24 protein-coding genes are annotated in these 20,349 nt (G+C 62.1%); 18 read left to right on the top strand and 6 right to left on the bottom strand.

What is annotated here, in order from left to right; all coding sequences use genetic code 11:
* Positions 1 to 6 precede the first annotated feature (6 nt).
* The 7 genes from SB753_RS00955 (at position 7) to SB753_RS00985 (ending at position 5,373) form a co-directional block, all read left to right on the top strand.
* Positions 7 to 414: a hypothetical protein gene (locus tag SB753_RS00955; protein WP_087750407.1), complete on the top strand. Its 408-nt coding sequence runs from the start codon at positions 7 to 9 to the stop codon at positions 412 to 414.
* Positions 415 to 499: 85 nt separating this feature from the next.
* Positions 500 to 793, top strand: a complete 294-nt coding sequence (locus SB753_RS00960) for a hypothetical protein (RefSeq protein ID WP_410798550.1) — start codon at positions 500 to 502, stop codon at positions 791 to 793.
* Positions 790 to 2,280, top strand: a complete 1,491-nt coding sequence (locus SB753_RS00965) for a TolC family protein (RefSeq protein ID WP_410798552.1) — start codon at positions 790 to 792, stop codon at positions 2,278 to 2,280. The genes SB753_RS00960 and SB753_RS00965 overlap by 4 nt, the downstream gene beginning before the upstream one ends.
* Before the next feature lie 2 nt (positions 2,281 to 2,282).
* A complete protein-coding gene (locus tag SB753_RS00970; protein ID WP_027804569.1) occupies positions 2,283 to 3,578 on the top strand; it encodes a copper oxidase in 1,296 nt (431 codons plus the stop codon).
* Positions 3,579 to 3,642: 64 nt separating this feature from the next.
* Positions 3,643 to 3,990 carry a copper-binding protein gene (locus SB753_RS00975; protein ID WP_410798554.1) on the top strand — a complete coding sequence of 116 codons (348 nt, stop codon included), beginning with the start codon at positions 3,643 to 3,645 and terminating at the stop codon, positions 3,988 to 3,990.
* Positions 3,991 to 4,057: 67 nt separating this feature from the next.
* Complete coding sequence (gene copC / locus SB753_RS00980; protein WP_288825717.1) at positions 4,058 to 4,432, top strand: copper homeostasis periplasmic binding protein CopC; 375 nt, start codon at positions 4,058 to 4,060, stop codon at positions 4,430 to 4,432.
* Entirely contained in the window at positions 4,432 to 5,373 is a 942-nt protein-coding gene (locus SB753_RS00985) for a copper resistance D family protein (protein ID WP_410798555.1), read from the top strand. Before copC ends, SB753_RS00985 begins: the two co-directional genes overlap by 1 nt.
* A gap of 62 nt (positions 5,374 to 5,435) precedes the next feature.
* Here the strand turns inward: SB753_RS00985 and SB753_RS00990 are convergent, their stop codons facing one another.
* Positions 5,436 to 6,125: a CBS domain-containing protein gene (locus SB753_RS00990; RefSeq protein ID WP_410798556.1), complete on the bottom strand. Its 690-nt coding sequence runs from the start codon at positions 6,123 to 6,125 to the stop codon at positions 5,436 to 5,438.
* A 246-nt stretch (positions 6,126 to 6,371) separates the two neighbouring features.
* Here SB753_RS00990 and adhP point away from each other — a divergent pair, with 246 nt between their 5' ends.
* Positions 6,372 to 7,397 carry an alcohol dehydrogenase AdhP gene (gene adhP / locus SB753_RS00995; RefSeq protein WP_087750400.1) on the top strand — a complete coding sequence of 342 codons (1,026 nt, stop codon included), beginning with the start codon at positions 6,372 to 6,374 and terminating at the stop codon, positions 7,395 to 7,397.
* 91 nt (positions 7,398 to 7,488) lie between these two features.
* On the opposite strand, the gene SB753_RS01000 is transcribed toward adhP, so the two are convergent.
* On the bottom strand, positions 7,489 to 7,734 hold the full coding sequence (locus tag SB753_RS01000; protein WP_204521374.1) for a UDP-glucose 4-epimerase: 246 nt from the start codon (positions 7,732 to 7,734) through the stop codon (positions 7,489 to 7,491).
* Positions 7,735 to 8,178: 444 nt separating this feature from the next.
* Between SB753_RS01000 and SB753_RS01005 the strand changes: the two genes are divergently transcribed.
* Together SB753_RS01005 and SB753_RS01010 are read left to right on the top strand one after the other, a co-directional pair.
* The gene (locus SB753_RS01005; RefSeq protein ID WP_410798557.1) at positions 8,179 to 9,210 is read left to right on the top strand and encodes an Acg family FMN-binding oxidoreductase; all 1,032 of its coding nucleotides are present in this window, start codon (positions 8,179 to 8,181) and stop codon (positions 9,208 to 9,210) included.
* Between the two features lie 29 nt (positions 9,211 to 9,239).
* Positions 9,240 to 9,905, top strand: coding sequence for a nitroreductase family protein (locus tag SB753_RS01010; protein ID WP_410798559.1), 666 nt, complete (start codon positions 9,240 to 9,242; stop codon positions 9,903 to 9,905).
* 155 nt (positions 9,906 to 10,060) lie between these two features.
* Here the strand turns inward: SB753_RS01010 and SB753_RS01015 are convergent, their stop codons facing one another.
* Positions 10,061 to 10,534 (bottom strand): universal stress protein, encoded by a 474-nt coding sequence (locus SB753_RS01015; RefSeq protein ID WP_204521377.1) that lies wholly within the window; start codon positions 10,532 to 10,534, stop codon positions 10,061 to 10,063.
* Positions 10,535 to 10,585: 51 nt separating this feature from the next.
* A complete protein-coding gene (locus SB753_RS01020) occupies positions 10,586 to 11,170 on the bottom strand; it encodes a hypothetical protein (protein WP_410798561.1) in 585 nt (194 codons plus the stop codon).
* On the opposite strand from SB753_RS01020, the gene SB753_RS01025 reads away from it, so the two are divergent.
* Entirely contained in the window at positions 11,169 to 12,809 is a 1,641-nt protein-coding gene (locus SB753_RS01025) for an oleate hydratase (protein ID WP_410798563.1), read from the top strand. The two genes, SB753_RS01020 and SB753_RS01025, sit on opposite strands and share 2 nt — an antisense overlap.
* A gap of 107 nt (positions 12,810 to 12,916) precedes the next feature.
* Here the strand turns inward: SB753_RS01025 and SB753_RS01030 are convergent, their stop codons facing one another.
* Positions 12,917 to 13,432, bottom strand: a complete 516-nt coding sequence (locus SB753_RS01030; RefSeq protein WP_087750394.1) for a flavodoxin family protein — start codon at positions 13,430 to 13,432, stop codon at positions 12,917 to 12,919.
* A gap of 221 nt (positions 13,433 to 13,653) precedes the next feature.
* Between SB753_RS01030 and SB753_RS01035 the strand changes: the two genes are divergently transcribed.
* The 5 genes from SB753_RS01035 to fnr all read left to right on the top strand — a co-directional run bounded on the left by SB753_RS01035 (position 13,654) and on the right by fnr (position 18,049).
* Positions 13,654 to 14,490 (top strand): universal stress protein, encoded by an 837-nt coding sequence (locus SB753_RS01035; protein ID WP_392395067.1) that lies wholly within the window; start codon positions 13,654 to 13,656, stop codon positions 14,488 to 14,490.
* A gap of 220 nt (positions 14,491 to 14,710) precedes the next feature.
* A complete protein-coding gene (locus tag SB753_RS01040) occupies positions 14,711 to 16,057 on the top strand; it encodes a PAS domain-containing sensor histidine kinase (RefSeq protein ID WP_410798565.1) in 1,347 nt (448 codons plus the stop codon).
* Positions 16,054 to 16,704 (top strand): response regulator transcription factor, encoded by a 651-nt coding sequence (locus SB753_RS01045; protein WP_087750391.1) that lies wholly within the window; start codon positions 16,054 to 16,056, stop codon positions 16,702 to 16,704. Before SB753_RS01040 ends, SB753_RS01045 begins: the two co-directional genes overlap by 4 nt.
* Before the next feature lie 132 nt (positions 16,705 to 16,836).
* Positions 16,837 to 17,268, top strand: coding sequence for a response regulator (locus tag SB753_RS01050; protein WP_392395065.1), 432 nt, complete (start codon positions 16,837 to 16,839; stop codon positions 17,266 to 17,268).
* Positions 17,261 to 18,049, top strand: coding sequence for a fumarate/nitrate reduction transcriptional regulator Fnr (gene fnr / locus SB753_RS01055; RefSeq protein WP_087750389.1), 789 nt, complete (start codon positions 17,261 to 17,263; stop codon positions 18,047 to 18,049). Before SB753_RS01050 ends, fnr begins: the two co-directional genes overlap by 8 nt.
* Here fnr and SB753_RS01060 read toward each other — a convergent pair.
* Complete coding sequence (locus SB753_RS01060; protein ID WP_410798566.1) at positions 18,036 to 19,028, bottom strand: zinc-dependent alcohol dehydrogenase family protein; 993 nt, start codon at positions 19,026 to 19,028, stop codon at positions 18,036 to 18,038. The genes fnr and SB753_RS01060 overlap by 14 nt on opposite strands.
* Positions 19,029 to 19,425: 397 nt before the next feature.
* On the opposite strand from SB753_RS01060, the gene SB753_RS01065 reads away from it, so the two are divergent.
* Together SB753_RS01065 and SB753_RS01070 are read left to right on the top strand one after the other, a co-directional pair.
* Entirely contained in the window at positions 19,426 to 19,761 is a 336-nt protein-coding gene (locus tag SB753_RS01065) for a c-type cytochrome (RefSeq protein WP_179214059.1), read from the top strand.
* Between the two features lie 67 nt (positions 19,762 to 19,828).
* Positions 19,829 to 20,203, top strand: a complete 375-nt coding sequence (locus tag SB753_RS01070) for a DUF3564 domain-containing protein (RefSeq protein WP_410798568.1) — start codon at positions 19,829 to 19,831, stop codon at positions 20,201 to 20,203.
* Positions 20,204 to 20,349: the final 146 nt, after the last annotated feature.

Genomic DNA, 20,349 nt, shown 5'->3' on the forward strand with positions numbered 1-20,349 from the left:
GAGCGCATGCTAGACTCTGCACCCATGTCCTACTGGCGCAAACTCTTCCTCGTCGTGCTGCTTGCACTGAGCCTTCCGGTTCAGTCGTTTGCGGCCGTCTCGATGATTTGTGCCGCCCCGGAAGCGGTCGATGAAGCAACCGCTGACCATCTCCATCTGGACGAATCATCTGACGGACATGTGCTCGTAGCCGACCATGACGACCATCGTGGCCACGACCACAGCGGTGCCCATCACACTCATGCGTGTTTGACTTGCGCCTCCTGTTGCGTCGGTGCTGCGCTACCGCCCGTGCCTGCGGTTTCCGCTTCGGCTGACCGGGCCCACTTCCCCGTTCCACTGCCCCCTGCTGCCGCTGTCGTGTCGTTTCTGACTGACGGCATCGAACGTCCTCCCCGCTTCAATCTCGTCTAGTCCGCGCAAGCGCATCCGTTGGCTGCGCTTGCAAGTTTTCCGGTGTCCGTAACGGACGCTGGATGGTTCACGACGAGAAAAATTCATGCGAACAATTTCTGCGGCGCTCCTGGGCGCGGGCGCAGCGTTGTCGTCGCTCGCGCACGCTACGACTGCAGTTCCCGACCCAACTGATGCAGCGGCATCGGTCCCGGTCGTCACCGTTCAGTCTGCCTTCGACGGCTACAAGTCATGGCAAGACCGTGACGCGCCGAGCTGGCAGCAGCTAAACCGTGCCGTTGCGCCAACCCGAAGCACGGCGGGCATCAAGCACAGTCAGCAACCACTTGCGACAGCGGGTGAAAAAGGCGGCCACGGGCACGGAGGCGAGTCGAAATGATTCGATATCTCGCCCCGAACCGCGTGGGATGCATTGCCCTCGCGACGATGCTTCTGGCCGGCTGCACGACGTTCTCAAAGGACGGCGGATTCAACACCGTATCGACGACTGCGTCCGAGCGACTTGGTAAGGACGCCGTCTACCTGAAAAACGACGAAGACCGCGTCGCTGCTTTCAAGCGTACGCAGGAACTGCTGTCGAAGCCACTCGGCATGGATGACGCCGTTCAGGTCGCGCTGCTGAATAACCGGGGACTTCAGGCGTCGTACGCCGAGCTCGGTATTTCCGAAGCCGACCTCGTCCAGGCGGGCCGCCTGCCCAATCCCGGTTTTACGTTCAGCCGGACGCACTGGAGCGATGGCTTCGGTATCAGCCGAGCGTTCTCCATGGGCGTATTGGGTGTGCTCACGCTGCCTGTGGCGACGCGCATCGAGAGCCGGGGGTTCGAACAGACAAAGCTCGAGACGGCCAACGCGATGCTCATCGTCGCCGCCGAGGCCCGCAAGGCCTATGTGAATGCCGTGGCCGCGGAGCAGGCAGCCCAATACGCCGCTCAGGTCAAGGATTCCGCCGAGGCCGGGGCAGAACTTGCGTTGCGCATGCGGCAGGCAGGCAACTTCAGCAAGCTCGATTATGCGCGCGAACAGGCCTTTTACGCCGAGTCGGTTGCGCAGCTGGCCAAGGTACGGCAGCAGTCAGTCATGGCCCGGGAAAAGCTCACGCGCACGATGGGCCTGTGGGGCTCAGGGACCCAATACAAGTTGCCGGACCGTCTGCCTGACCTCCCGAAGGACAGGCCGCAACTGAACGACCTAGAAAGCTTTGCGATGCAGAACCGCCTCGACATACAGGCGGCGAAGCTGCGGACACAAGGCGTTGCAACCTCGCTGGGACTCAGCAAGGCGACCCGATTCATCAATGCGCTCGATGTCGGCTATCTCGACAACTTCGAGACCGATAAAGGACACGAGCACGGATACGAAATCAGTGTCGAGATTCCCATTTTCGATTGGGGCAGCGCGAAGGTCGCACGCGCCGAAGCCATCTATATGCAGTCGGCGAACCGGCTTGCCCAGACGGCGACTGACGCCCGCTCCGAAGTGCGCGAGTCGTACTCCGGCTATGTGACGAGCTACGACGTTGCGAAGCATTACCGCGACGAGGTCGTGCCCGTACGCAAGACTATCTCGGACGAAATGCTGTTGCGCTACAACGGCATGCTCGCCAGCGTGTTCGAACTGCTTGCCGATTCGCGCGACCAGGTGGCTGCCGTCAACGGATACATCGACGCGCTGAAAGATTACTGGCTTGCGGAGACGGACTTGCAACAGTCGCTTGGCGGCCGCCTTCCGCCGCTCGCAATGGCACCGACGCCTGGCGCACCGCAGAGCGACGCGCCGCCAACTCCACCGGCCCCGATGCAGGACTCGCCGTTGTCTGCTTCCGCGACCCACCCGGCATCGCCGACGAATTCAGAGGGTAAATGATCATGGTCTCACGTCGAACATTTCTCGGCGGCTCCGGCGCGGCGCTACTCGGCGCAGCATTGGTCAGCAAGGCTGGCGCAGCGTCACTTCCAGAAGCGCCAACTATGGACAAGACCGCCACGCAACCGCCGCTGGTGCCGCCCAACGGCCGACCGTATACGCCCGTAGCCACACTGAACGGCTGGACGCTGCCATGGCGAATGAAGAACGGCTGGAAGGAATTTCATCTGATTGCCGAGCCCGTGGTGCGCGAGATGGCGCCCGGCATGAAGGCGAACCTGTGGGGCTACAACGGCCAGGCGCCCGGTCCGACCATCGAGGCGGTGGAAGGCGACAAGGTTCGAATCTTCGTGACCAACAAGCTGCCGGAACACACGACGGTTCACTGGCACGGAATGCTGGTGCCGTCCGGCATGGACGGTGTGGGCGGTCTCACGCAACCGCACATTCCGCCGGGCAAAACGTTCGTCTATGAGTTCCAGCTCGAGAAGCACGGCACGTTCATGTATCACCCGCATGCCGACGAGATGGTGCAGATGGCGATGGGCATGATGGGCACCTTCATCGTCCATCCGAAAGACCGCGGCGTCATGCGGGTGGACCGCGACTTCGTGTTCCTGATGTCCGCCTACGACATCGACCCGGGCAGCTTCACGCCGCGCGTCAATGAGATGACGGACTTCAACATGTGGACATGGAATGCACGGGTCTTTCCGGGCATCGACTCGCTGCCGGTCCGCGCAGGAGACCGCGTGCGCATCCGCTTCGGCAACCTGACGATGACCAATCATCCCATCCATCTGCATGGGTACAGCTTCGAGGTCGCAGGAACAGACGGTGGATGGATCCCTCCCGCCGCACGCTGGCCTGAAGTGACCGCCGACGTTGCCGTCGGTCAGATGCGTGCCATCGAGTTCACCGCGGACCGGCCTGGCGACTGGGCGTTTCACTGCCACAAGTCGCATCACACGATGAACGCGATGGGGCATCAAGTCCCGAACCTGATTGGCGTGCCGCAGAAGGACCTCGCCAAACGCATCAACAAGCTCGTCCCGGACTACATGGCAATGGGCAGCGCGGGCGGTTCGATGGGCGAGATGGAAATGCCGCTACCGGACAACACGCTACCGATGATGACCGGTACCGGGCCGTTCGGTGCCCTGGAAATGGGAGGCATGTTCAGCGTCGTGAAGGTGCGCGAGGGACTGGGCCGCAACGACTACCGTGACCCAGGCTGGTTCAAACATCCGAAGGGAACGGTCGCGTACGAATACACCGGTGAGCTGCCGGATAGCTGATTTCGTGACACGCCGGACATGGCTCCGGCCGATATTTGTTAATTCAACTGTGGGAGAAGTCTTGATGAAGAACGCAATTGTTTCCATCGTGATGGGTTGCACTGTAGCCGTATCCGCGACCGCATATGCCGCGGGCGATACGGGCAACATGAATATGGCAGGCGGCGCACAACAGGGCGCAGACGCGAAGAACGACATGTCGCACGGCGAAGTAAAGAAGGTGGACAACGGCGCCGGGAAGCTGACCATCAAGCACGGGCCGCTCAAAAATCTGGATATGGAGGCCATGACGATGGTTTTCAAGGTCAAAGACCCAGCCATGCTTTCACAGGTAAAAGTGGGCGACAAGATTGACTTCGTTGCCGAAGAAATTGACGGCGCGCTCACTGTGACGAAACTGCAGAAGCAGTGAGCTTTTAATAGCGCTCCAGCGGTGCAGTACACACTGCACCGCGATTGAGTTAAGGGAGGACACACTCGTGAACATCAAGATATCCAGATTACTCGTTACAGCAGCGGCGACCGCCGCTGCCGCGCTTTCACCTGTTATCACGTTCGCGCACGGCAAGCTGGAGAGCGCCATCCCAGCGGCCGGCAGCGCGGTCGACTCGTCGCCTGACATGCTGCGTCTGACTTTCAATGAAGACCTCGAATCCGCGTTTAGCTCGATCAAGGTCGTTGACGCGTCGGGCACAACGGCGAGTAAGGACAAAGCAAAGGTAGATTCGTCGAACCCGCGCGTACTCATGGTCGAGGTCCCCAAGCTCGCCTCCGGCTCGTACACGGTGCAGTGGGCAGTCATGACGCATGATGCTCACAAAACCAAAGGCTCTTATACATTCGCGGTGAAGTAATGAACGACGGTTTCCTCGGCATTTTGCGGCTGGCATCTGTGGCACTGCAGAACATCAGCTTCGCTATTCTTATAGGTGTTCTGCTCAGTGACAGGTGGCTTTCCCGCAGCACTTCACGATGGCAGACGAGCGTCAGTGTCCATCTGCTTCTCACCTTGCGCATCGCTTCTTTTACCGCGCTGGTGTCCAGTGCTTTCGCGTTCTGGATTCATTGCGCGCTAATGAGTGAGTCGACCCTCGAAGAGGCGGGTCCAGCCGCTCGTGCAATGCTTGTGGAAACCGACTTCGGCCATGCCTGGCTGGCAGGCGCGGGGTTCATGCTACTGGTGGTGATTCTGTCGCTAGTGCAGGCTCGACGTCCGATTCGTTTCAAGCCCGCGATCTGGCTCGCTCTCGCAGGAGTTGCGCTGGCGCGCAGCCACGGAGGACACCCCATCGATGCAGGCGCATTCAGTCTTCCGGTATGGGTAGACTGGGTGCACCTGCTTGCTATCAGCGTGTGGGTGGGGCTCGTGCTTGTCGCAACTTACATCGTGATGCCCCGTATATGTCGTGCGCCCGCCGCTGAGCGGGCGGACACTGCGGCGTTCATTCAATCGCTTTCCGACGCCGCGACGTTGGCGCTCGTCACTATCTTCATCACTGGCGCCTACAGTGGCTGGCGCGGAGTCAATGCAGCGGAGTACCTCTGGACATCGACGTATGGACGCGTCCTGATGGTTAAGCTTGCTCTCGTGGGTATTGCCGCCGCGCTTGGCGGACATAACCGGTTCTTCGAGATGCCCCAGCTGCTCACTTCGCTGAGAGAAACGTCTACGGAGTTCAGTGCACGACCGTTGAAGCGGTTTGCCGCTGTCTTGCACGTCGAATCGATTGTGCTCGCAGCTGTGCTCGTCTCGGCTGCCGTTCTCGTCTCCAGTCCACTGCCAGGGACCGCATAGGCGACACGATCATGACGCTCCGGGTGCGGTGCGCCGAACCGGCCCGCCTTGCCCCACGCCTGCTAGATGCCAGGTATCATTTGATACGGCTCGGTGTGATCCTCCACATGCGTGACGCCGGGTATGTTTTGCGCCGCAACGCGAACGGCATTCACCGCCTCCGCCGACTGGAAGACGCCCCATAGATGCACGACGCCGTCCGTCACCACGATATTGCGGCCAGCAAAACCCCATTTGCGCCCTGCCAGTTCGCCCATCAGGGCAGCACGGATTTCGGCGTCGGAGAGTGTCGCGTCCGACACCGGTTCATCTGGCACGCTCGCGAGCGCCTGGACGAGATTGGCACGACTAACGATTCCGACGACACGTCCGGCATTCGTCACGGGCACTCGTTTGATGTGCCGTGCCTCGAGAATGCCAGCAACCTCGCCTAGCGGCGTGTCGGGCTGCACGGTCACCACCTCGGTGGTCATCACGTCGCTCACCTTGAGCGCATGGGTCTTGACGTAGTCGCGCGCCTCGTGACTCGCGGACCAGATATCCAGCCACGACGTAGGCTTGCGCTCGTCGGTTCCGATCTCGCAACGGCGAAGCAGATCGCCCTCGCTGATCATGCCGGCGATGCTGCCGTCCGTATCCAGCACCGGCGCGCCGCTGATGCCGTTATGGACAAAAACTTTGGCAACCTGACGGATGGTCATGTCGGGCGTGACAGAGATCACGTTGGTGGTCATGACATCAGATGCGCGCATGGTAAGCCTCCTCAAGGTTAAGTCGTTCAGTTCGGGGCTAGACGGCGCACATGTCAATCCGTGACGCCGACAAGCCCCTGTGCAATATCAGATTAGGCCTGCACGCCCCCCTTCCGCTTGACGTGGATCATCCCGGCGACGCTTGCGTGCGACAGCGTTTCGTCACGGTTGACTGACCGAGGTCAATTTCGTTGGATGCATGAAGCCGATACTGGACGCTAGGTAACCATCATGAGGAGAAAGTTCATGGCTCAGCTTATGAAAGCCGCTGTGGTTCACGAATTCGGTGCGCCCTTGCGCATCGAGGAAGTTCCCGTCCCGAAGCCCGAGCGCGGAAAGATTCTCGTCAATGTGAAGGCATCGGGCGTCTGTCATACGGACCTGCACGCCGCCGACGGCGACTGGCCGGTGAAGCCCGCACTGCCGTTCATTCCGGGCCACGAAGGCGTTGGGTACGTCGCGGCCGTCGGCGACGGCGTCACCCATTTCAAGGAAGGCGATCGCGTCGGCGTGCCATGGCTCTACACGGCGTGCGGTCACTGCGAGCATTGCCTGGGCGGATGGGAAACGTTGTGCCACGAGCAGCAGAACACCGGCTACTCCGTCAACGGTGCTTACGCCGAATATGTGCTGGCCGATCCGAACTATGTCGGACATTTGCCCGCGTCTGTCCCGTTCGAAGAAATCGCGCCCATTCTGTGTGCCGGCGTGACCGTGTACAAGGGCATTCGCGTGACGGATACGCGGCCCGGCCAATGGATCACGATCTCCGGAATCGGCGGACTCGGCCACGTTGCGGTTCAGTATGCGATCGCGATGGGCCTGCGCGTTGCGGCCGTCGACATCGCGGACGACAAGCTGGCTCTTGCACGCGAGCTTGGCGCTGAGCTGACATTCAACGCTCTGGAGTGCGACCCCGCAGCCGCAATCCAGAAGGAAATAGGCGGCACGCACGGTGTGCTCGTGACCGCCGTCTCACGCAGCGCTTTTGCACAGGCGCTGGGCATGGTCCGCCGTGGCGGCACCGTGGCGCTGAACGGATTGCCGCCCGGCGACTTTCCACTGCCGATCTTTTCAACGGTGCTCAACGGCATTACTGTGCGCGGCTCGATTGTCGGCACCCGGAAGGACTTGCAGGAATCGCTCGACTTCGCCGCACAAGGTCGCGTGCGCGCGCGGATTCACCTCGACCGGCTGGACAACATCAATCACGTTCTCGCGGAACTGAAGAACGGTAAGGTAGATGGCCGCATCGTGCTGAAGCTCGACTGAGCGGCGCCAGTGGCGGGCGGCGCGAAGCTCCGTCCGCCCTCACCCTGCCGCCCTCACCCTGCCGCCTTCACCCTGTCGCCTTCACCCTGCATTAGCCAGCACGCACGGAAAGCGTGTTCGACATCTTGAGCCGGACCCAGTCCATCCCCTCGCTCAGACCCGCGAGTATCGCTTCGCGCTCGGTCGGAAAGATGCTGCTGTGTGTGAACTCGTGTTTGAATACGCCTTGCGGCGTGTGATGACTGATCTGGATCGCGCAGCCGAAGCCGCCCGCCGTACAGTGTGTAGTGGCAACAACGGACCAGTCGCCGTCGCCCACGTTGCCCGAAATCGTCATGAAACGCTCCCCGTTACTCGGAGTTCCGTGAATCGAACGGACCGGGACGCGTCAGCGGCACCGGTCCTGTGGTCAAGCGGGCAGAGGCGCATGTATGCCCCCGTCAAGTTGTCGACGACCGCATGCACACCCGGCACTGCCCACGCAGCACCGCGCACGGCTACCGAGTCGACCTTACACGTCAGCGTGACTGCCGCGCGCTGTATGAATGACTCTAGACCCGGCTCAGGTAGCCCGATTGACGTGCGTCAAGCGAGCCGCATCGCAGGTTCACGTTTGATGGAGGACTGTACGGTTATCTGCTGCTGCGTAATTGGAATCCGCCGACGAGCTCGCCGCGATCTCGTGTGCCGGTAACCCGCTGCACGACGGCTGATCCAGATCAACCCGCGCACGGCCCGGCCTGACACAGTGACGACATGAATTCGTGCAGGAGACCACGACATGAGCGCACTGCCGCAAAGGGCCGCCTGGTCCGTCGACGAACATGAGCTGGACAGCACCGCGAGCATCCACGAAAAGTTGCGATTTGCGCTGCGCTATGCGGTGCTGGCGCCCTCCAACCACAACACGCAGCCCTGGCATTTCATCGTCGACGGCGACAGCGTGGCGCTCTGCGCGGACCGGCGGCGCGCATTGCCGGTGGTCGATCCGTTCGATCGCGAGCTGATCATCAGTTGCGGCGCGGCGCTATTTAACCTGCGGGTGGCGCTCAGCCACTTCGCGCTCGCTTACGCTATCACGCTGTTTCCCTCGCGCCTCGATCCAGACGTGCTGGCGCATGTGCAAATCGTTCCCGACGGCCGTTGCGACGCAGCGCTGCCACCGCTGTTTCCGGCAATCCGCCAACGTGTTACGACACGCGAGATCTTCCAGGACGAGCCATTACCCTCAGGGCTCCTTCAACAATTCGTCGATGCCGCCGAGGCCGAGGGCGCCGATGCCGCCTGCGCTTTGGGCGCATCGCTGCGCGAGAAACTTGCCGAGCTCGTCGCCGATGCTGACCGCATCCAGTTCGACGACCCGCGCTTTCGCCGGGAACTGGCGAGCTGGATTCACCCTCGACGCCGCGATGACGGCATGCCTGCCCTGTCGCACGGCATGGCCGCGCTGCTCGATGTTGCCGCGCCACTGCTTGCCTCGGTTGTTCGCACGTTCGATCTGGGCGGCGGACTTGCCGCCGCGCACCATGCGCTCGCCGCGGGCTCACCGCTTCTCATCTGCCTTGGGACGTCGACGGACGACGCGCCTGCGTGGCTCTCGGCCGGCCAGGCACTCGAGCGGCTGTTGCTGGTCGCGGCGAACGCCGGCATCACTGCGTCCTATCTTAATCAGCCGACCGAGATAAGTACGCTGCGCGAGCGGCTGCGTACCACGCTAAAAATGGACGCCGTTCCGCAAGTCCTGCTGCGCGTCGGACGTGGCCAGCAGGCGGTTCATTCACCGCGCCGACCGCTTGCCGAAAGCGTGTCCTGAAGGGCCAACGTCCGTTTGATGAAGCTGCTATGAAGCATTTTTTTAGACTTGGCACGACTACACCCAACGCGACGCAGGCGCGCCCAGTGCATGGCGAGCCCATACCGCGCATCGTCTTGCCACCGCCCAAGTCGAGCGGCGGCATGCCCATCATGGACGCCTTCTCCAAACGGCGCACGACGCGACGCTTTGCGCCAACCGGGCTTGACGACGCAACGCTCGGACAGCTGCTCTGGGCCGCCAACGGCGTGAACCGGAGAGACCCCGAAGGAAACGACAGACGCACAGCGCCTTCTGTTCTTGCACTCCACGAAATCCAGATTTATGTTGCACTCGCACGCGGCATGTATCTCTACGATCCGCTACAGCATGGCCTCGATCTCGTGATCGCAGCCGATCTGCGGGCGTTGACCGGCTATCAGGATTTTGTCGGCGAGGCGCCCGTCGAACTGGTGTATGTCGCCGACCTCGCGCGCATGCAGGACATTGCCTCGTCTCAACGCGAGCCGTTTGCCTATGCAAGCGCTGGCGCCATTGTGCAAAACGTCTATCTATTTTGTGCCGCGGCTGGATTGGCGGTAGCGGCGAGAAGCTGGCTGAACCGAAGCACCTTGGGTGCCGAAATGCGCCTGTCGCGCGATAGCGTGCCGGTCCTCGCACAGACCGTCGGCCACTTCGATGCAGCCGATTTGTGAGAGCCGCAATGAAGCGTCTGTTCGAGGTCGAGCGCGACGGCGATCGCAGGGTCGGTATGCGCAATCGACTAGCGACCCGTGCGGACCGCGCTCGCGGGTCAAAGCGCCGGCGGTGGCATGCATCGAATGAGTAGATAGACCGAAGGCGTGATCGCTCAAAGCGGCGCCTGACGCTCTGCATCTGCGGGCTCGCGAACCAGTAGAACGGGACAGGTCGTATGGCGAACGAAGCGCTCGGCAACGCTGCCAAGCACCATGCGCCGAAACCCGCGCCGTCCGTGAGTGCCCATCACGACGAGGTCCGCGCCGCGCCGTTGCACGCAGCGCAGCAACGCGCTGGCAATATCTTCCGCGAAGCCTTGTGTCTCCACGATCTCGCTGTCGCCCACGACGTTCAGTTCACGCATCTGGTGCAGCGCGTCGTGTAGCAGCGTAGTTCCGATCTGCCGTGCGGCGTCAGTCAGAAGATGCGGATCGCATGCTCCTGCGTAGGTGAAAGCCGCCGACTGATCCAGCACGTAGACGGCCGTCAATTTGCCGCGAGAGAGCTTCGTTAATTGAATCGCCTCGCTTAGCGCGTGCTTCGCTGCCTGGCTGCCGTCGAGCGCCACCACAACATTTGCGTACATAGCTGCCTCCTGAAAAACGTTGGTCCTGGCACCCGGAACCCGTATCGCAAGTCAGGCGCGAGCAATACGGCGCCCCAGAAACCGCTCAGCCGCGTCGAAGGCTGCTCGCACCGCTTCATCCGGATCGTGGTTTTGCCGATGCTCAATGGGAACGAGTTCTCCCGTGCGCAGCACGAGGTCAAGGCGCGCATCGAACAGGCGTTGGTCTGAAACGTTTTCGGGCACGTCAAGGCGCACGCCCGGTACGCCGTACCCTGCACGCTCGCGGATGGCTTCCAGCGCCAGATGGCACCCCGAGATGCATCTGCCGAACCGCTCGAGGCGCACCAGTTGTGCGGCCGCCTCGGACTCGATCTTCGCAGACCCCGCAAAGCCGAGATAGACGATCTGCATATCGATTCCCATACCGCCTCCGCGCGAACTGTACTTCCTCTCGACCGCTGCGGCCGCGAAAGCCACGCGGATCGGTGAGCCGACGAGACCATCATGGGCGCGTATCCATGCCTGGCGGTTGACTTGCGTCAACGAGGTATTGGGGCCGCGCCACCGTAGGCCCCGTTGATCCAGCGCAACGCGCATTTCCACTCCGCGGGTATGGTCTATACGTTCACGGCCATTACCTTGCGGGACCATCATGAAAAGATCCGACTATGCCGGCGTGAGCGCACTCACGCGTCAGGCTCGCGACGAAGCGATTGACTCTGGCCATTTCTATCTTGTCGGCGGCGGTATTGCGTCGCTCGCGGCAGCGGCGTTTCTGATCCGCGACGCCGATGTGCCAGGCTGCCGCATCACGATTCTCGAAGCACTCGGCGACGCGGGCGGCAGCCTCGACGGCGCGGGCACACCGCGGGACGGTTACGTCGTACGCGGCGGCCGCATGTTGGAAAGCAAGTACCTGTGCACGTATGATCTGTTCGACTCGATCCCCACCCTCGACGGCCGCAGCAGCGTGACGAAGGAAATCTTCGACTGGAACAGGACGATACGCACGTCGTCGAAAGCGCGGCTCGTGCGCGACGGCAAGCGCGAGGACGCACCCGCTTATGGCCTCGCCGAATCGCATCTGCTCACGCTAGGCCGCCTCTCGTTCGAACCGGAAGCGCTGCTTGGCGATAGCCGCATCTCGGATCACTTCGACGCTGATTTCTTCGACACCAACTTCTGGATCATGTGGTGCACGACGTTTGCCTTTCAGCCCTGGCACAGCGCCGCCGAGTTTCGCCGCTATCTGCTGAGGTTCGCGCACATGACGCCGGGCTTCAATCAGTTGCACGGCATCATGCGCACGGTCTACAACCAGTACGACTCGATGGTGCGGCCGCTGCGCAAATGGCTCGACGAACACGGCGTGGTGTTCCGCAACCACACACGCGTGGTGGACCTTCGATATGACGAAAGCGGCGAGCTGTACAGGGTTGCGGCCATCGTCTGCGAGCACGACAATCGTCGCGATGAAATTCCGCTTGGCGAACACGACAAAGTAATCGTTACGCTCGGCTCGATGACAGCGGGCTCGAGCCTGGGCGGCACGGACCGCCCAGCCGCATGTGCTGGCAACGACAGCAACGACAGCAGCGGCGCATGGGCGCTCTGGAAAACCATCGCCGCCGGGCGCACCGAGTTCGGCCATCCTTCCGTTTTCGCCGATCACGTCGACGAATCCAGGTGGCTCTCCTTCACCGCGACGCTGCACGATCCTACGCTGTTCCGTCTCATTCGCGATCTGACCGGCAACGTGCCGGGCGAAGGCGGTCTGATCACGTTCCCGCAATCGAACTGGCTCGCGTCAATCGTGCTGCCGCATCAACCGCATTTCATCGGTCAGCCGAAAGACGTCCAGGTGCTGTGGGGTTACGGGCTTTTTGTCGACCGCCCGGGCAATTTCATCGCGAAGCCGATGGTCGAATGCACAGGCCGCGAAATCATGACGGAGTTGCTCGGCCATCTGAAGATCGAGGCGCAGGCCCAGCGTATTCTCGACGACGCGATCTGCATCCCCTGCGTGATGCCGTTTATTACCAGTCAGTTCCTGCGCCGCAAGCGCGGCGACCGGCCGCAAGTCGTACCCGAAGGTTGGGCGAACCTCGCGTTTGTCGGACAGTTCTGCGAGTTGCCGAACGACGTCGTGTTCACCGTCGAATATTCGATTCGCTCTGCTCAGACCGCTGTCTACACGCTGCTCGGGTTGAACCGGGCGGCTCCGGCTGTGTATAAAGGTCAACACGATCCGCGCGTGGTCTACGGCGCGGCTTCCGAGCTACGCCATCACTAACGGAACGATGCTGTGCGCCGGGCGGCTGTCGAGCCGATGACCCTCGACGAAGCACGCGCCTGCTCAAGGGGAAACGCGATCGCCGCCGCGCTAGACGAGCCAGCGAATCAGCAAGCCCATTCGAGCGCGGTGTAGTGCGCGAGGTGACGTTCCAATACGCCGACGAACAGTTCAAACGACGCCGTCGCCACGCCGCGCTGCATCTCGGCAGCCCGCACCTTGCATTGCGCGACCGGCGCCTTGCCTGCAAGCGAGTGCATTTCTTCGAAAGCGGCTTCGGCGCCGAGGCCGCCGAAAGTGCAGAAAAACCCGACGTGGCGAAACCTGGAGCGGTGCTGGAGCAGGTACGCGCGAACCGGCGCCGACACCGCTCCCGCCCAGACAGGCGTGCCCACGAGCACGAGGTCGTACTGTGAAGGATCGAGCCCCGCCGGGACGATCTCGGCCCGCCGCTTGCGCCACGAGTCGATAACACAGCGCAGATATCCCAACGCTCCGCGACGCTCGCTGAGGTCGCAGATTTCCTCGACGTCGGCGGACAGGACGCCCGCAAGCGCGGTAGCAAGCACGCGCGTGCTACCGGTACGTGAGAAAAAGACGATGAGAACGCGTGGCTTTGACATGACTCGCTCCTTTGATGGAAAGCTCACTGGCGCGCACTCGTGCGCCATGCATGTCCCGAGCATAGAGGCGGACGTACGGCTGCACATGACCCAGGTCAAACCATCCCGTGACCCGGGGCGCGTGTATCGCCATTGATCTGCATCAACGGGACAGACGCCATCGTTCCTAGACTCAAGCTCACCTGTCCCAGAGTCACGTTCACTCTCCCGGAGCCTCCGCCATGAGCTACAAGACCATCGTTGTTCACCTCGACACGAGCGCGAATGCCCATCCGCGGCTCGAGACCGCACTGTCTCTCGCGAAACAGTTCGGCGCGCATCTGACCGGCGTATTCGCGCTGTTCTCGCCCGACCCGCGGTCGTTGTACGTGATGGCCGGTACCGCCGAGTACTACCGCGAGCACGCAGAGCGACGCGCGGAACGGCGCGAGGCGCTCCAGCGGTTATTCCATGCGGAACTGCGGCGTGCCGAAGTAGAAGGCGAATGGATCGCCGTGGACGAGTCCGCGAGCTTTGCGATGCCGCGACTTGGCCACTGTGCCGATCTCATCGTCGCCGGCCAGGACAATCCGGACGATGCCGAATCGTATGTCGGCGACTTCTTTCCGGAGAACCTGATTCTTTCGAGCGGCCGTCCGGTGCTGCTCGTGCCGTATGCGCGCAACGAGCGGACGACGGGCAGCCGGATCCTGGTGGCATGGGACGGCAGCCGCGAAGCCACGCGCGCCGTGCATGATGCCCTGCCGTTCATGCGCGCGGCGCAAAACACCACGATTCTCACTGTCAACGGCATGCAGGAAGACGGGAGCGCACGCATTCCCGGCGCGGATATCGCCACCGTGATCGCGCGGCACGGCGTGCGTGCCGATGTGCTCGACATCGAAACAGGTGCGGATGGCTCGATCGGCGAAGTGCTTCTCTCGCAGGTTGCCGACACAGGAGCCGACCTGCTGGTGATGGGCGGATACGGTCATGCACGCTGGCGCGAACTGGTGCTGGGCGGCGCGACGCGCACGATCCTCAAGTCGATGACCGTGCCCGTACTGATGTCGCACTGATCGGCAAGCATCCGCCGGTGCAGCTTGCGCGCACTAGCACGAATCCGGCGTATCGCGGACAATGAGAGCAACTATCAGCTTTGCGCGCGAATAGACTGCGGTCCCCCGCCACGTGGACCGCAGACCCGCCCCTCAACCGAAGTGCCTGGCTCTGGCGCAGCATTGCGGCGGCGTTTTCCAGCGCAAGGATTCCCGTTTGCAATCATGTCAAGAGGCGCACATGCCCGTCAGCGGTAAAACGCCCACGCCGCACACTGCGGTGCCGCACGAGCGGTCGAACTGGTTTGCGGCGCGACCCGCGCTCGCGGCAGCCGCCGCCTTCGTCGCGGCACTGGCAGTGATGCTGGCCGCGCGGCGCTGGCTCGATCCGGTGCTGTTCATCTGCGTCGCCGCGGCGCTGCTCGTCGCCACGAGTGCATTCATGCTTCTGCGCGCGCGCCGGGAAGCCTCTTCCGCGCGCAGCGAGGCAAGCGTTGCAATCAATCAGTCCGGTGTGAACGAAGCGCGCATGATGGCGATCATCCGTTCGTCAATGGAAGCCATCATCACCATCGACGAACAGCAGCGCATCGTGCTCTTCAATCCAATGGCAGAACAGGTTTTCGGCTGCACGGCAATGGAGGCGATCGGCGCATCGCTCGAACGCTTCATTCCGGAGCGGTTTCGCGCAGCGCACGCCCGGCATGTCGAACAGTTCGGCGTGACGGGCGTGTCCGACCGGCAAATGGGCCGGCAGCGCGTGCTGTCCGGCTTGCGCGCAAACGGCGAGGAATTCCCGATCGAGGCCTCCATCTCGCAGACTCGCGACGGCGGCGCGAGGCTCTACACCGTGATGCTGCGGGACGTCACCGAACGGGTCAGAGCCGAGCATGCCCAGCAGCGGGCGCGCGAGGAACTGCGCGAACTGTCCGCCAACCTGCAGAAGATCCGCGAAGACGAAAAGACGCGCATCGCACGCGAACTGCACGATGACCTCGGTCAGCAATTGACTGCGCTGAAAATGGACATTTCATCGGTCGAAGAGACGCTTGGCGGGTCAGCCAGCGAGCTGGTGCGCGACCATTTGCAGGGCATGCGCCGCCTGATCGACGCGACCGTGGCGTCGGTTCGCCGCATTGCCGCCGATCTGCGGCCGGTGATGCTCGATGACCTCGGACTGATCCCCGCAGTCGAGTGGCTCGCGAACGACTTCACGAACCGCTATGGCATCGACGTGGAGCGCGACATCGAAACCGGCGACGCCCGCTTCAGCCCCGCGGGCGCAACTGCCCTCTTCCGGATCGTGCAGGAGGCGCTGACGAACGTTGCGCGCCATGCCGACGCCACGCTCGTCACACTCAGCCTGCGCGCCGGCGACGAGGCATTCGTGCTGCGCATCGCCGACAACGGCCAGGGCGCGCATCGTGACGGCGAACTGGCGGGCAAGTCGTTTGGTCTGCTCGGCATTCGCGAACGCGCGCACATGCTCGGGGGCGCCGTCGACATTCAAACCTCACAAGGCAACGGCTTTGCGTTGAGCGTCACCATTCCAGCGGAGGCAGTGCAAATGCAGGAGCTGCAATCATGACCCGGGTCTTGCTCGCCGACGATCATGCACTTGTGCGCGATGGTCTACGTCATATCCTCAAGGGGGCCAGCGGCTTCGAAGTGGTGGGCGAAGCAAGTGACAGTGCGAGTACCATCGCGCTGATTCGCGCTTCCGCTGCAGACGTGCTGGTGCTCGATCTGTCGATGCCGGGCCGCAACGGCGTCGAACTGATAAAACAGATCAAGGAGGAAAAGCCGGCGCTGCGTATCCTCGTGCTGACCATGCATGCCGAACAGCAATACGCAGTGCGCGCGTTCAAGGCGGGCGCGTCCGGCTATCTGACGAAAGAAAGCGCAAGCGCCGAGCTTGTGGCGGCGGTGACAAAGGTGGCCGCAGGCGGCGTCTACGTGAGCCTTGCGATGGCCGAGCGGTTCGCGCAGAGCCTGAACGAGCCCACCGATCTGTTGCCACATCAGCGCCTGTCAGACCGTGAGTTCGACGTCCTCAAGCGCATTGCTGCCGGTCAGACGATCACGGAAATCGCGACGGAGCTGTGCGTGAGCTCCAAGACCGTCAGCACCTACAAGACGCGCATCCTCGAAAAGATGCAGATGCCGCACGAAGCCGCGCTGGTGCGTTATGCGATGCGTCACAAACTGGTCAGCGACGAAGAGGACGATATTTAAACGCCCCCACCGCCCCGCTGGCGGCCTGCGACGCATGCTGTAGGAATCGCCCTACAGCCCTTCTTCGTCGCCTACTCCAAGTTCGCTCCTCGCCGATTTTATTTTGAGATGGCGCGGCCGATACTTCGAGGCATGAACTCAGGCCTCAACCACCCCGCCCTGCGTGTCTTTCTCGTCGACGATGCATTCCCGGTACGGCGCCGTATGGCTGCGCTGTTCGGCTCACTCGAGGGCGTAGAAATTGTCGGTGAGGCCGAGGAGCCCGGTGCTGCATTCGCGGGCATCGAGGCTCGCGCAGCTCACCTTGTGGTGACGGAGTTGCATCTGAACGGCGGTAGCGGCATGGAATTGCTGGCCCTGCTCGCGCAACGCATGCCTCACGTCATCACGATGGTGCTGACGAACCGATCCGGCGCCTGGTTCCGGCGCGCGTGCCTGACGTGCGGCGCGCAATACTTTTTCGACAAGACTCGCGAATTCGAACTTGCGCGAAGCGCGATCCAGCGGATCGCCAGCGAACATCGTGCACGCACCCCTCTTCAATCTGGAGCAAATCATGTCTGACGTTGTCTCTTATCCGGTCAGCTCTCGCACATTCGTCCCGCTGCATGTTGCATCGACGCCGGAACAGGGACGTACCACGGACCGCGCGACGCGCAAGGACGCGATGCGCTGCTCGTCGTGTTCGATGCGTCCGATGTGCATGCCGCAAGGCCTGACGCCCGAGGAGTTGCAGAGAATCGAAGCGCTCATCTGTCCGTCACGCACTATCAGGCAGGGTGAGACGATCTTCCGCACGAACGATCCGTTCGAGAGCATCTATGCAGTGCGGGCGGGGTCGTTCAAGACCGTCGTCATGCACCGCGACGGCCGGGAGCATGTGACGGGCTTTCATCTCGCCGGCGATTCCCTCGGGTTCGACGGCGTGTGCTCCGGTCACCATAGCTGCGATGCGGTAGCGCTCGAGGACAGCAAGGTCTGCATCATTCCGTTTCATCTGCTCGAGACGATGTGCCGCGAAGTGAAGGCCGTTCAGCAGCACGTGCACCGTATGATGGGCAGCGAGATCGTGCGTGAATCGTCGCAGATGATGCTGCTCGGCACGATGTCAGCGGAACAGCGTGTGGCCACGTTCCTGCTGAATCTGTCGGAGCGCCTGAGAAAGCGCGGCTATTCGCCGGCCGAGTTCCATCTGCGCATGACGCGCGAGGAAATTGGCAGCTATCTTGGGATCAAGCTCGAAACGGTGAGCCGGATGCTGTCGCGGTTCCAGCGCGACGGCTTACTCGATGCGCGCGGCAAGGACATCCGGATTCTCGATCACGACGGCCTCATTCGGGTTTGATGGCGAGCACCGCTGCGCCCGTCAGGCGGCCATCGCGCAGGTCGGCGAGTGCGCGATTTGCGTCCTCCAACGCATAAGTCGTGGTTTCAAGCGTGAGCCGCGCTTCACTCGCAATGCGCATGAAAGCCAGCCCGTCGTCGCGAGTCAGATTTGCGACCGAAACAAGGCGCCGTTCGCCCCATAGAAACGAATAGGGAAACGACGGAATGTCGCTCATGTGGATTCCGCCGCAAACTACTACACCGCCTTTCACGACTGCGCGCAAAGCCTGTGGAACGAGCGCGCCGACCGGGGCGAACAGCAACGCCGCATCGAGTTCGTCGGGCGGCGCCTCGTTGCTGTCACCAGCCCACGCCGCACCCATCCGTAGTGCGAGTTGCTGCGCCGCCTGATCGCCGGGCCGCGTGAATGCATAGACCGTGCGCCGTTGATGACGCGCCACTTGAGCGACGATATGCGCCGCGGCACCGAAACCGTAAATACCGATGCGCCGTGCGTCGCCCGCCATGCTCAAGGTGCGGTAGCCGATGAGTCCTGCGCATAGCAGCGGCGCCGCCTCGATATCGGAGTACTGTACCGGCAGATGAAAGCAGTAGCGGCTGTCCGCAACCGTGCGTTCAGCGTAACCGCCGTCGATCGTATAGCCGGTGAAACGGGCCTCGTCGCAGAGATTTTCCCGCGCCGAGAGGCAGTAGCGGCAATGGCGGCACGTATAGCCGACCCACGGCACCCCCACGCGATCTCCGACAGCGAAACCCGTCACGCCGGCGCCCACTTCCGCCACCGTGCCGACGATTTCATGACCGGGAATAACAGGCCGCTTAGGACGATCGAGCTCGCGATCGACCAGGTGAAGATCGGTACGGCACACGCCGCACGCGTGAACGTCGATCAGTACTTCTCCAATACCGGGCTTAGGATCCGGCACATCATCTTCGCGTAGGATCGGTGAGTCACCATCGAAAACCATTGCGCGCATAGGAACTCCCTTTGGTCAGTACTGAACCTCTGTCGCCCCAAAACAATAGACTCGTGGGTTTCAGTCACAAAAGCGGAAGTAACCACTGTGTAAGAGCACGGCTTTGCGCCATCCCTGTTTAGCAGATTGATTGTCTGCTTGTTCGATGCGACGCCGATCAATTCAAACGCAGCGAGCAGATCTTCTTCGCGCAGTGAATCGGCTCTGAAGCCCGAATCTTCGCGACAGCCACCCGATTGTATGGCGTATGCGGTCTCATCGCAGTGTGCCTGTCATCAGCATAGGATCTACGCGCTGCCGGTCAAATTCACACGCCTTATTCCGGTTGATCGAGGTCAACGGCGCAGCAGCGGCCGACCTTACACTGGTCTCATTCCCATGCACCGGAGCGCGCGCCATGAATGCCATATCCCGTCGCTGCCGTCTCGCATGTGCCGCGTTTCTGCTGGTTGCTACCGCCGTTCAGGCCGAGCCGGAGCCGGCCGCTCTGGTCGATCAGCATCACTGCATGTTCTGCCACACACGTGACGCACCGTTCCTCGCGCCGTCGTTCGAGCAGATCGCCGCTCGCTACCGCGACGTTCCGAACGCGCAATTCATGCTTGAGCACAAGCTGCGGTTAGGCGGCAAGGCGCATTGGGGCGACATGGCGATGCCGTTGCCAGCCGATCGTGGCGGGCCGATATCGGCAGAAGACGCACACACGCTGGTGCAATGGGTACTCAGTCAATAACCGCCCTGCGAAAACCACGGTTCCCGTAGTCCGGGTCAATTGACGGCAGCTACGTTCGGAGATTGTCATGCGCCTCACAGTTCATCTCGACACATTCAATTGCGTCCATCCGATGGCTTTTGCAATCCTCTGGCTCGATGAGGACACGCGGCGATGGTCGCGCGAGGGTCACCTCGGGCTGGAACTGCCGGAATGGGGTTCGTTGCACATGGATTGCGGCAATACGCTCGTGTGCGGCCCCAACGACGCCACACCGCTATGCGTTCTCGAAGGGTTGGATCTCAACGGTTGCGACGGTCCCTTTGAAGGCGAAACCGGGCGCGCGCAATGGTGCGCGAAGCGCGGCCGCGCGCTGATGACTGGGCACTGGCATGTCCAATGTATCGATCACGAGCAGGCGCCACCCGAGCATGGCCTCTTCGCTGGTGGCGACGAAACTTGAACCGCGCGCGCGGTGACCGTTCGACAGGAGGCTGTCGGCATTTCTCAATTTGCGTAGTGCTATCGAACCGTGGGACCAAAGTCCTATTGGCTGCATTCACCGTATGGTTGATCGTTCAGGAGGAAATTGGGCCGAGACGTAGTTTC

Origin of the sequence: Paraburkholderia sp. SIMBA_053 (genome assembly GCF_046534895.1) — a bacterium.
GTDB classification, from domain to species: Bacteria; Pseudomonadota; Gammaproteobacteria; order Burkholderiales; family Burkholderiaceae; genus Paraburkholderia; species Paraburkholderia caledonica.

What these genes read in the sequence shown, in the direction of transcription:
- SB753_RS00955 (WP_087750407.1), top strand. Translation starts at nt 7, where the DNA reads ATGCTAGACTCTGCACCCATGTCCTACTGGCGCAAACTCTTCCTCGTC.
- SB753_RS00960 (WP_410798550.1), top strand. Translation starts at nt 500, where the DNA reads ATGCGAACAATTTCTGCGGCGCTCCTGGGCGCGGGCGCAGCGTTGTCG.
- SB753_RS00965 (WP_410798552.1), top strand. Translation starts at nt 790, where the DNA reads ATGATTCGATATCTCGCCCCGAACCGCGTGGGATGCATTGCCCTCGCG.
- SB753_RS00970 (WP_027804569.1), top strand. Translation starts at nt 2,283, where the DNA reads ATGGTCTCACGTCGAACATTTCTCGGCGGCTCCGGCGCGGCGCTACTC.
- SB753_RS00975 (WP_410798554.1), top strand. Translation starts at nt 3,643, where the DNA reads ATGAAGAACGCAATTGTTTCCATCGTGATGGGTTGCACTGTAGCCGTA.
- SB753_RS00985 (WP_410798555.1), top strand. Translation starts at nt 4,432, where the DNA reads ATGAACGACGGTTTCCTCGGCATTTTGCGGCTGGCATCTGTGGCACTG.
- SB753_RS00990 (WP_410798556.1), bottom strand. Translation starts at nt 6,125, where the DNA reads ATGCGCGCATCTGATGTCATGACCACCAACGTGATCTCTGTCACGCCC.
- adhP (WP_087750400.1), top strand. Translation starts at nt 6,372, where the DNA reads ATGGCTCAGCTTATGAAAGCCGCTGTGGTTCACGAATTCGGTGCGCCC.
- SB753_RS01000 (WP_204521374.1), bottom strand. Translation starts at nt 7,734, where the DNA reads ATGACGATTTCGGGCAACGTGGGCGACGGCGACTGGTCCGTTGTTGCC.
- SB753_RS01005 (WP_410798557.1), top strand. Translation starts at nt 8,179, where the DNA reads ATGAGCGCACTGCCGCAAAGGGCCGCCTGGTCCGTCGACGAACATGAG.
- SB753_RS01010 (WP_410798559.1), top strand. Translation starts at nt 9,240, where the DNA reads ATGAAGCATTTTTTTAGACTTGGCACGACTACACCCAACGCGACGCAG.
- SB753_RS01015 (WP_204521377.1), bottom strand. Translation starts at nt 10,534, where the DNA reads ATGTACGCAAATGTTGTGGTGGCGCTCGACGGCAGCCAGGCAGCGAAG.
- SB753_RS01025 (WP_410798563.1), top strand. Translation starts at nt 11,169, where the DNA reads ATGAAAAGATCCGACTATGCCGGCGTGAGCGCACTCACGCGTCAGGCT.
- SB753_RS01020 (WP_410798561.1), bottom strand. Translation starts at nt 11,170, where the DNA reads ATGATGGTCCCGCAAGGTAATGGCCGTGAACGTATAGACCATACCCGC.
- SB753_RS01030 (WP_087750394.1), bottom strand. Translation starts at nt 13,432, where the DNA reads ATGTCAAAGCCACGCGTTCTCATCGTCTTTTTCTCACGTACCGGTAGC.
- SB753_RS01035 (WP_392395067.1), top strand. Translation starts at nt 13,654, where the DNA reads ATGAGCTACAAGACCATCGTTGTTCACCTCGACACGAGCGCGAATGCC.
- SB753_RS01040 (WP_410798565.1), top strand. Translation starts at nt 14,711, where the DNA reads ATGCCCGTCAGCGGTAAAACGCCCACGCCGCACACTGCGGTGCCGCAC.
- SB753_RS01045 (WP_087750391.1), top strand. Translation starts at nt 16,054, where the DNA reads ATGACCCGGGTCTTGCTCGCCGACGATCATGCACTTGTGCGCGATGGT.
- SB753_RS01050 (WP_392395065.1), top strand. Translation starts at nt 16,837, where the DNA reads ATGAACTCAGGCCTCAACCACCCCGCCCTGCGTGTCTTTCTCGTCGAC.
- fnr (WP_087750389.1), top strand. Translation starts at nt 17,261, where the DNA reads ATGTCTGACGTTGTCTCTTATCCGGTCAGCTCTCGCACATTCGTCCCG.
- SB753_RS01060 (WP_410798566.1), bottom strand. Translation starts at nt 19,028, where the DNA reads ATGCGCGCAATGGTTTTCGATGGTGACTCACCGATCCTACGCGAAGAT.
- SB753_RS01065 (WP_179214059.1), top strand. Translation starts at nt 19,426, where the DNA reads ATGAATGCCATATCCCGTCGCTGCCGTCTCGCATGTGCCGCGTTTCTG.
- SB753_RS01070 (WP_410798568.1), top strand. Translation starts at nt 19,829, where the DNA reads ATGCGCCTCACAGTTCATCTCGACACATTCAATTGCGTCCATCCGATG.